This window comes from Klebsiella sp. GN_Kp190 (assembly GCF_040061795.1).
Taxonomy (GTDB): Bacteria; Pseudomonadota; Gammaproteobacteria; order Enterobacterales; family Enterobacteriaceae; genus Klebsiella; species Klebsiella michiganensis.
This window is the reverse complement of record NZ_JBEAFN010000013.1, coordinates 121,851-131,784: the sequence shown is the minus strand read 5'-3', so window position 1 is coordinate 131,784 and position 9,934 is coordinate 121,851. Positions and strand designations below refer to the sequence as shown.

The 9,934-nt window shown below is 49.6% G+C and carries 10 protein-coding genes; 5 read left to right on the top strand and 5 right to left on the bottom strand.

Translation table 11 applies throughout. From position 1 onward, the window contains the following. The first annotated feature begins 449 nt into the window (after nt 1-449). Entirely contained in the window at nt 450-893 is a 444-nt protein-coding gene (locus tag ABLU67_RS11305) for a transcriptional regulator (RefSeq protein WP_014227858.1), read from the top strand. 16 nt (nt 894-909) lie between these two features. Beyond that, nucleotides 910-1,443, top strand: a complete 534-nt coding sequence (locus ABLU67_RS11300) for a glycoside hydrolase family 108 protein (RefSeq protein ID WP_032747870.1) — start codon at nt 910-912, stop codon at nt 1,441-1,443. Between the two features lie 77 nt (nt 1,444-1,520). Here the strand turns inward: ABLU67_RS11300 and ABLU67_RS11295 are convergent, their stop codons facing one another. From ABLU67_RS11295 to dnaK, 4 genes are all read right to left on the bottom strand, one after another. Continuing rightward, nucleotides 1,521-1,868, bottom strand: a complete 348-nt coding sequence (locus ABLU67_RS11295; RefSeq protein ID WP_014227856.1) for a phage holin family protein — start codon at nt 1,866-1,868, stop codon at nt 1,521-1,523. Nucleotides 1,869-1,992: 124 nt separating this feature from the next. Then, nucleotides 1,993-2,940 carry a LysR family transcriptional regulator gene (locus ABLU67_RS11290; RefSeq protein ID WP_025106854.1) on the bottom strand — a complete coding sequence of 316 codons (948 nt, stop codon included), beginning with the start codon at nt 2,938-2,940 and terminating at the stop codon, nt 1,993-1,995. A 167-nt stretch (nt 2,941-3,107) separates the two neighbouring features. After that, the gene (gene dnaJ, locus ABLU67_RS11285) at nt 3,108-4,244 is read right to left on the bottom strand and encodes a molecular chaperone DnaJ (RefSeq protein ID WP_014837364.1); all 1,137 of its coding nucleotides are present in this window, start codon (nt 4,242-4,244) and stop codon (nt 3,108-3,110) included. Between the two features lie 87 nt (nt 4,245-4,331). Next, on the bottom strand, nt 4,332-6,248 hold the full coding sequence (gene dnaK / locus ABLU67_RS11280) for a molecular chaperone DnaK (RefSeq protein WP_186006722.1): 1,917 nt from the start codon (nt 6,246-6,248) through the stop codon (nt 4,332-4,334). A 386-nt stretch (nt 6,249-6,634) separates the two neighbouring features. On the opposite strand from dnaK, the gene ABLU67_RS11275 reads away from it, so the two are divergent. The 3 genes from ABLU67_RS11275 (at nt 6,635) to satP (ending at nt 8,471) form a co-directional block, all read left to right on the top strand. Next, a complete protein-coding gene (locus ABLU67_RS11275; RefSeq protein ID WP_048262685.1) occupies nt 6,635-7,039 on the top strand; it encodes a DUF2541 family protein in 405 nt (134 codons plus the stop codon). Nucleotides 7,040-7,066: 27 nt separating this feature from the next. Then, entirely contained in the window at nt 7,067-7,816 is a 750-nt protein-coding gene (gene msyB, locus ABLU67_RS11270; RefSeq protein WP_186006721.1) for an acidic protein MsyB, read from the top strand. A gap of 88 nt (nt 7,817-7,904) precedes the next feature. Further along, nucleotides 7,905-8,471, top strand: coding sequence for an acetate uptake transporter (satP, locus tag ABLU67_RS11265; RefSeq protein ID WP_014227851.1), 567 nt, complete (start codon nt 7,905-7,907; stop codon nt 8,469-8,471). Nucleotides 8,472-8,513: 42 nt separating this feature from the next. On the opposite strand, the gene ABLU67_RS11260 is transcribed toward satP, so the two are convergent. Then, nucleotides 8,514-9,824, bottom strand: coding sequence for an MFS transporter (locus ABLU67_RS11260; protein WP_014227850.1), 1,311 nt, complete (start codon nt 9,822-9,824; stop codon nt 8,514-8,516). Between the last annotated feature and the right edge of the window lie 110 nt (nt 9,825-9,934).

Sequence of the window (9,934 nt, the reverse complement as noted above, 5' to 3'; positions counted from 1 at the left end):
AGCCGTCTGCGGCGTTGCTGGTTTCGGTCAGCGTATCGCCTTGAATCAATTTGCTGGTAGCCATTTTTAATTTCCTTTTAAGTTTGAAAAATTGTCGCAGTTCGTTCTGCCGGGCCAATAATCCAATCCTTACGAGGCGATGGCTAATCACAAAACATCACGTTTTCGAGACAGGCTTCACGCTAATTTATGAGGCCAAAATGATAGTAATAATCTCCGGCTCATCAGCAGGTAAACGCATCTCATCAAAACGGGATTAAAACATCAGCAGCATAGTAAATATCATTAATCATCTAGTTAAATATCATTTAACTTACATGAGATTATGTGATTAAGCTCTCACCATCAAATGACATTACAATAATACGGATGACAAGTAATAGATTAAGACAATTCTCGTACAATATATTTAACGCAAGCAAACAGGATCATATCTAAAGGACGACAATATGAAAACTTATCTCATCAACGACAATTGCGTTTATAATGAAGGAAAGTATGAACTGAGAACCGCTTCCAACTCAAAGGTCATTAAAATGACGGCAATGAGGGCGAAGTGTCTTAGCTTCATCATCGAAAATGCTGATATGGATATTATTGAGCGCCAAAAAATAACCACAGAGTTATGGGGAAGTCGTAGCCATTTTGTCAATGATGCAAATTTAACGCAAATACTCTACCTGATCAGACGAGATCTGAAGTCGCTTGGAATAAACGATCTCTTTATCACCATCCCAAGACAAGGCATTCAAGTTAATAAAGAGATCCCTATTAAAGCAATGGAAAGCAAGAAGAAAGAAAACAAACGACAGGTTTTCAGAAAGACGCTGGCAGCATTAACCACGGTCTTTTCTGTCACCCTCGGTACAGTGATGTATTTGCATATTCATTAATTCAAGGAGAGAAAAAATGAACCCAATCATTGATGGCATTTTGGCGATGGAAGGTGGTTACAGCCTGAACCCGAAAGATAAAGGTGGTGCAACCAACTGGGGAATCACTGAGGCGACAGCCCGGGCTCATGGTTATACCGGTGAGATGATCAACCTGACGCGAACTGAAGCATTTTCTATTCTCGAAGAAGATTATTGGATTAAACCTGGCTTCGAGCAGATATCAACACTCTCCTGGCCCATTTCCTTTGAACTCTGCGATGCCGCAGTCAATATTGGCCCCCACTATCCCTGCGTGTGGCTACAGCGCTGGCTAAATGCACTAAATCGGGAAGAAAGAAGCTACCAGGATATCAAAACCGATGGCAAGATTGGCCCCCGAACGCTCGCGGCCCTCAAGTATTTTCTGACCTTACGGGGTAAGCAGGGGGAGGAGGTATTAGTCAAAGCGCTCAACTGTAGCCAGGGCGCCTACTACCTGGATATCACTGAAAAAAATAGACAAAATGAAGAGTTCATTTTTGGCTGGATGAAAGCCAGAGTCAAATAACACGATTATTTAATTATAGCTAATAAAAGACTCAGGGATGAGCCTTTTATCATGATCGATATACATTAAAGATGTAGTTAATGTATTTTTGCGTCGTCCAGCGCTTTTTTAATTTTCTCGCCAAGAATTTTTAAAATCGGCCCTGCGAATACTCCGCCAAGACCGGCGGCGAGTAGCACCATATTAAAACTAAGCTCTTTTTCAATCGCTACAGCGCTGAGCAAAAAACTGGTAAAACAGGAAACCACCACTTGGGTCAAACAGTGCATGATTCCCTTATGGGAATGATCGTCACCCTCTTGCCTATCACGGCGGATAAGATAGCTAACAAATCCCCCCCAGGCGCCGGTAGCAATAATTGTGAACAATATTTCGACTTCCAGCAAAACGACTTCCGTGGTTTCGAGATGGTTGGGAATAGACATAGTACACTCCTTGATTAACTCATATAAAAAGGCACCACCAGAGTGTAGGTAGGTTGACTATTTTAAAATAATCAAAGAGTATCAAACCAAACCATATTTGATATAGTGTTTGAAAAGATACTCCTCAGCGACGAAATGATGATAGCGTGTGTAACCGGGAGACAACTTCGTTAATGATGGATATATTTTTACTATTTTTGTCCCATGATGCATAAATCTGTATAGATTTGAACGTGAGTTCAGGTGGCGGCTGAACAAACTTAATATCATATTTGCGCTGATTTTTATAAAAAAGTGCCAGCTTTAACGGCATTAATGCGATTAATGAGGTGCGTTCAATCATACTTAACATCCCATTAAGTGAATCGGTGCGATAGCCGATAATGCGCGATCCTTTATAATAAAGATTATCTTTAAAAAGGCCTTTATCATTTATAATCATCGGAGAATACCTACCCAGTTGATACATCGCGTGACGAGAAGAATAGAAATGATGTAATGAGATATGAGGTAAGGTACTCAGGATATGGTTGCTGGCGAAAATGCAAACAAAGCTCCTGAAGCTGTCGATAAGCTGATTATCAATTCCCGGGATATTCAACGGCTCGCTGCTAATCAGAAGATCGCATTCCGCAGTGAGTAGTAAATCAGCCAGCACCTCGCGGGAAAGATTTCGTGATGAATAATGATTTAGTAACACGTGCTCAAAGATATCGTCTGCATAAAGCTGAGAGAGGTAGTAAGTCTCAACGATATCTCCGCCTAAAATAGTCATCCTGGCGTCAGCGTTATCTTTTTTGTCGGAAATAAATGTGCTCTCTACCAATTCCATCACCTGACGGAAATTTTGATAGATTTCAATCGCCTTCGCGGTAGGTAACAAACCATCTTTACCACGAACAAACAACTCTTCCTGATAATACCCTTGTAAACGGCGGAGCGCCAATGACACGGCAGAAGGGGTAATTCCAAGTTTTTTGGCTGCTTTAGCAGCATTTCCAGCCGAAATAACAGCGTCAAGAGTCTTGATTAAATTATAATCAAAATCCTTATTGGCACCTTTCGATCCCATCCGCTGCAGGCCTCTAAAAATGAAAAAAGCAATATAGATAATACTCAAAATAAATCAATTGTTAGCCCTGATAAATAATAGGTTAATTTAAATAGTGTGGAAGCCGGATAGAAAAAAGCCCGGGCACGAAGGCCCGGGCTTGGAGAAAGTCAGGAAATGAATAGCAATTAGCGCGTCAAATCATCGAAAAACTTCTTCACGCCATCGAAGAAACTTTTAGAGCGCGGACTGTTCTTCTCACCCGTTGGTCCACCAAAGCTCTCCTGAAGATCTTTCAGCAGCTGCTTTTGTTTATCGTTAAGACCAACCGGAGTTTCAACCACCACGCGGCACAGCAGATCGCCCTGCGCACCGCCGCGCACGGACTTCACGCCTTTACCGCGCATCCTGAACAGCTTACCTGTCTGCGTCTCGCCCGGCACTTTAAGATTTACACGACCGTCCAGCGTCGGAACCTCAATCTCTCCGCCGAGAGCGGCCATGGTGAAGTTAATCGGGACTTCGCAGTACAGATTATTTCCTTCGCGCTCGAAAATGGCGTGCTGCTTAACCTGGACCTGTACATACAGATCGCCAGCCGGTGCGCCATGCTCGCCCGCTTCACCTTCACCTGCCAGACGAATACGGTCGCCGGTATCGACGCCCGCCGGGATTTTAACCGACAGCGTTTTAGTTTTCTCAACGCGACCATGACCGTGGCATTTATTGCACGGGTCTTTAATCAGCGTACCGCGCCCCTGGCAATGCGGACAGGTCTGCTGAACGGCGAAGAAACCCTGGCGCATCTGGACCTGGCCCGCACCGTGACAGGTTGGGCAAGTCTGCGGCTGGCTACCCGCTTTGGCTCCGCTGCCGTGGCAAACGTCGCACTCTTCCAGAGTCGGGATACGGATCTCTTTGGTTACGCCGCGAACGGCTTCTTCGAGCGTCAGATCCATGTTATAGCGCAGGTCCGAGCCGCGCGCTGCGCGCTGGCGACCGCGTCCGCCGCCAAAGATATCGCCGAAAACATCGCCAAAGATATCGCTGAAATCCGCGCCGCCGCCAAAACCGCCGCCGCCGCCGCCCATGCCGCCCTGCTCAAACGCGGCGTGACCGTACTGATCGTAGGCTGCACGCTTCTGGGCATCGGTCAGGATTTCATACGCTTCTTTGATTTCTTTGAATTTAGCTTCAGCCTCTTTATCACCCTGGTTACGGTCCGGGTGATACTTCATGGCCAGGCGCTTATACGCCTTTTTGATTTCACGCTCTTCCGCTGTTCTGGAAACGCCTAAAATCTCGTAATAGTCTTGCTTTGCCATTGGTGTTTTTCAGCCCCTTAACATGCGTGCACGGGCGGAGAGGAAACCTCTTCGCCCGTGCCAGTGTTTTACCCGTTCAAAGGGCGATTATTTTTTGTCTTTCACTTCTTCGAACTCAGCGTCAACAACATCGTCGTCCTTCGCGTTGCTCTCGGAAGCGTCAGCGCCGCTAGCCTGCTGCTGAGCGTGCTGCTGCTGAGCGATTTCCATCAGCTTCTGGGAAGCCTGGGCCAGCGCCTGCATTTTCGCTTCAATATCGGCTTTATCTTCACCTTTCAGCGAAGTTTCCAGCGCGGTCAGCGCAGACTCGATAGCGGTTTTATCGTCAGCCGGCAGTTTATCGCCTGCTTCTTCAACCTGCTTACGCGTGCTGTGCAGCAGGTGGTCACCCTGGTTACGGGTCTGTACCAGTTCTTCAAACTTACGGTCAGCTTCTGCGTTAGCTTCAGCATCGCGTACCATTTTCTGAATTTCTTCTTCGTTCAGACCAGAAGAGGCTTTGATGGTGATCTTCTGCTCTTTACCGCTGTTTTTGTCTTTCGCGGACACATGCAGGATACCGTCAGCATCGATGTCGAAAGTCACTTCGATCTGAGGCATACCGCGCGGTGCCGGGTTGATACCATCCAGGTTGAACTGACCCAGAGATTTGTTATCCGATGCGCGTTTACGCTCACCCTGAATAACATGGATGGTTACCGCAGACTGGTTGTCTTCAGCAGTTGAGAACACCTGGCTGTGCTTGGTCGGGATGGTGGTGTTCTTATTGATCAGCGCAGTCATCACGCCGCCCATGGTTTCGATACCCAGAGACAGCGGGGTAACGTCCAGCAGCAGAACGTCTTTCACTTCACCCGTCAGGACGCCGCCCTGAACAGCAGCGCCAATGGCAACGGCTTCGTCCGGGTTAACGTCTTTACGCGGCTCTTTACCGAAGAACTCAGCAACTTTTTTCTGCACCATCGGCATACGGGTCTGACCACCGACCAGGATAACGTCCTGGATATCGGATACGGACAGGCCAGCATCCTGCAGAGCAACTTTCAGCGGCTCGATGGAACGGTTAACCAGATCTTCTACCAGGCTTTCCAGTTTCGCACGGGTCACTTTGATGTTCATATGTTTCGGACCGGTGGCATCTGCGGTGATGTACGGCAGATTCACGTCGGTCTGCTGAGCGGAAGAGAGTTCAATCTTCGCTTTCTCAGCGGCTTCTTTCAGGCGCTGCATCGCCAGCGGGTCGTTACGCAGGTCAATGCCCTGATCTTTCTTAAACTCGTCAACGAGGTAGTTGATCAGACGGGTATCGAAGTCTTCACCGCCCAGGTGGGTATCACCGTTGGTCGCCAGAACTTCGAAGGTTTTTTCGCCATCGACTTCGTCGATTTCGATAATGGAGATATCGAAGGTACCACCACCGAGGTCGTACACCGCGATAGTGCGGTTGCCGACTTCTTTATCCAGACCGTAAGCCAGCGCAGCGGCAGTCGGTTCGTTGATGATACGTTTGACTTCCAGACCTGCAATACGGCCGGCGTCTTTGGTTGCCTGACGCTGAGCATCGTTAAAGTAAGCAGGTACGGTAATAACCGCTTCAGTTACCGGTTCACCCAGGTAATCTTCAGCCGTTTTCTTCATTTTCTTCAGCACTTCAGCAGAAATCTGCGGCGGTGCGGTTTTGGTGCCTTTCACATCAAGCCATGCGTCGCCATTGTCTGCGGCAACGATTTTGTACGGCATGATAGAAACGTCACGCTGGACTTCTTCGTCCTGGAAGCGGCGGCCAATCAGGCGTTTAATCGCAAACAGGGTATTTTGCGGGTTTGTCACTGCCTGACGTTTAGCCGGCTGACCAACCAGAGTTTCACCATCCTGGGTATAGGCAATGATAGAAGGCGTGGTGCGATCGCCTTCGGCGTTCTCCAGCACGCGTGCAGTAGTGCCATCCATAATCGCTACACAAGAGTTGGTAGTACCCAGGTCGATACCAATAATTTTACCCATCTAAACGTCTCCACTAAAAATTCAGTCAACATGTGGTTGTGAACCTGTAATAAGGGCGAAACGTGCGGTTTCAACTACCCAGACATCATTTTTTTTCAGGTTCATTCACTGCGGTTGACTACAAGATGGGGTCGCCCACCGCGGCATCAAGGGGGGATACAAAAAAATTTTTGCCCTGCCCGCGCCGACGGGTGGCAAGCAGGCCTCATAAGCGGTCCGGAAAGCGGGCCTAAAAACGCACAAAATATAATTAATGATAATAATTAAAGTTAAATATATTCATAAAACAATTGACATAATCCGCAATGATTACGTGCTAAAGACAATAAAGTTCCGGTGATAAAATACGCCCCCGCTATAACACATCCAATATTCAGGAAATCCTCATGAAATCACTGATTCATATATCAGCAGGGTTATTTTTAAGCGCCGCCTTAATAACATCAGCATCCGCTAACGATCATAAAATTTTAGGGATTGTCGCCATGCCGCGAAATGAGACTAACGATCTCACGCTGAAGCTACCGGTATGCCGGGTGATTAAGCGTATCCAGCTCACTGCCGATCGCGGCGACATCCAGCTCTCCGGCGCGACGGTGTACTTTAAAGCCAGCAATAGCGCCAGCCAGAGCCTCAACGTTCCGTCAACCATCAAACAGGGGGCAACCACCGACTGGATTAACATTAATAGCGACAACGATAACAAGCGCTGCGTAAAAAAAATCGCTTTTTCTGGCCACACGATTAACTCTTCTGACATGGCCTCGCTAAAAATCATTGGCGACGATTAATATTACTGTTCACCTTATCTGGTATTTATGAAAATTAATTATCTGGATGATGAAGACCTCTCTTTTCTTCATCGCTGTAGCGAAGAGCATCTGGAAACATTCACCCGAATTCTGACCCACAATGAGAATGGAAAGCCGCGCCTTTCAAGCACGCTATTACGTAATCAAACTTTCCAGGCGATGGCAGGGCATCCCGAACGCTATCGTCGCAACTGGCAGCTCATTGCCGGCGAGCTCCAGCACTTTGGCGGCGACAGCATCGCCAACACGCTGCGTCGTCACGGAAAGTTCTACCGGGAAATTTTGCTGGATGTCTGCAAGCGGCTAAAAATCAAGGTAGAGAAACACATGTCTACGCCGGAAATAGAACTGCATCTTCTGGAGCACTTCCTGGAACACAGCTGGAAGAAGATAGACGATCGGCAGAAGGCTGACTTCTTCACTGCCGTTGAGTGTCGGGTCAACGACCATAAAGCATTACTTCCCCATCTGCTGCAGACAAATAAGCTGGCGCAGGGCGTCACCCACCTTCTGGAAATCCGGCTGGCGAAGATCCTACGCACGCACGCCGCGGTTAGCGTCATCGGCCACGGTCTGGTTCGCGGCGCGGGGCTTGGCGGCCCCCTCGGCGCCGCATTTAATGGCGTCAAAGCCGTGAGCGGCAGCGCTTATCGCGTGACCATCCCGGCCGTACTGCATATTGCCTGTTTGCGGCAAATGACCAGTCTTTATCAGGTGAAAAATGAAATTGGTGAAAAATACCCCGCCAGATCATAGACAGTTTCGCAGCGCCTAATTATTATGCCGCGCCCCGTCGCTGAGAGACGGGGAATGCTTCCCTTTCTAATCATTATTTTGAGGAATTATGGGCAACACTAAGTTGGCTAATCCGGCACCGCTGGGCCTTATGGGCTTCGGCATGACCACTATTCTGCTTAACCTGGCAAATAGCGGCCTGTTCGCGTTTGATGTAGCTATCCTGGCGATGGGCATTTTTTACGGCGGCATTGCGCAGATTTTTGCCGGCCTGCTGGAGTTTAAAAAAGGCAACACCTTTGGTTTAACCGCATTCACGTCTTACGGCGCTTTTTGGCTGACGCTGGTTGCTATTCTTCTGATGCCGAAAATGGGCCTTGCAGAAGCACCCAACGCGCACTTCCTCGGTATGTACCTGGGACTATGGGGCGTTTTTACCCTGTTTATGTTCTTTGGCACCCTGAAAGCCGCGCGTATGCTGCAGTTTGTTTTCCTCAGTCTGACCGTGCTGTTCGCGCTGCTGGCGATTGGTCACCTGGCTGATAACGAAGGCATCGTTAAGATTGCGGGCTGGGTCGGTCTGGTCTGTGGCGCTAGCGCCATCTATCTGGCGATGGGTGAAGTGCTGAACGAGCAGTTTGGCCGCACCGTTCTGCCAATCGGCGAAAAGCATTAATTAACGTCGCCGCTCGCGAGCGGCGACGTGAGCCCTATCGATTTACGGCAGGCGCTGCAGTTCAGCTTTCGGCGCAGCGACCTGTTGTTCCAGCCCCTGGCGCAGCCAGATCCCCAGCCCCAATCCCATCAACGACAGTGCCAGCACGTACCACGCGGGCGCCATCGGCGAAACGCCCATCAGCATGGTCACCGCAATCGGCGTCAGACCGCCAAAGATGGCGTAAGAGACGTTATAAGAGAATGAGATACCGGTAAAACGCACTTCAGCCGGGAACGCGCGCACCATCACATACGGAACCGCCCCGACCACGCCGACGCACAGTCCCACCGCACCGTAAAGCAGGAACAGGCGCTGCGGGCTATCGCCGGAAAGATGATAGAACGCCCAGCTTGCCGCCGCGAGGAATACGCTGCCGACAATAAACGTGCGGCTGGCGCCAAAACGGTCAGCGGCCAGCCCTGCCAGCAGGCAGCCGATACACAGCATGATAGTGGCAATACTGTTCGCCTGCAGGGTGATTGCGGGGGCAAAACCGTAGTGCTTTTGCAGCCAGACCGGCGACATCAGGATCACCACCACCACGCCGGCGGATAAAAGCCAGGTCAGCAGCATTGAGACCACCACCGCTTTCTGATGCTTCAGCGCGACGGCTTTAACCGGCAGCTCCTGCGCTAATGCTTTACGCTGCTGCATTTCGAGGAAAATCGGCGTCTCCTGGAGCCAACGGCGCAGATACATGGCGACAAGACCAAACGCGCCGCCTAACAGGAACGGAATACGCCAGCCGCCATCGTGGATACCCTGAGGAGTCAGATGAGTATTAATCAGCGTCGCGACGACCGACCCCAGTAATATCCCCACCGTCAGGCCAGCGGTCAGCGTACCGCAGGCGATACCTATTCTTTTTTCCGGTACATGCTCCGCCACAAAGACCCAGGCGCCGGGGACTTCACCGCCAATCGCCGCCCCCTGAAGAATGCGCATAAGCAGCAGCAAAAGCGGCGCCACGATGCCTACCGACGCGTAGGTGGGCAGCAGGCCAATCGCCAGCGTAGGCAGCGCCATCAGTAAAATACTCAGGGTAAACATCTTCTTACGCCCGACCAGATCGCCAAAATGGGCCATAATGATGCCGCCAAGAGGACGAGCTAAATAGCCCGCCGCAAAAATGCCGAAGGTCTGCACCTGGCGCAGCCATTCCGGGATATCGGCCGGGAAAAATAGCTCGCCGACAACGGCGGCGAAGAAGACAAAGATAATGAAATCGTAAAACTCCAGCGCGCCGCCGAGGGCGGCCAGCGTCAGCGTTTTATAATCCTGTCGATTCAGAGGTCGGGTGTAGTGTGACATAACGGGCAATCATCCAGAGGTATGAAGATATTCTACGCACGGTGTAAAGTAAAAAACACTATATCGTAAATAAAACAACACACCACTGGTGATGCAGGTTATATCAGGAA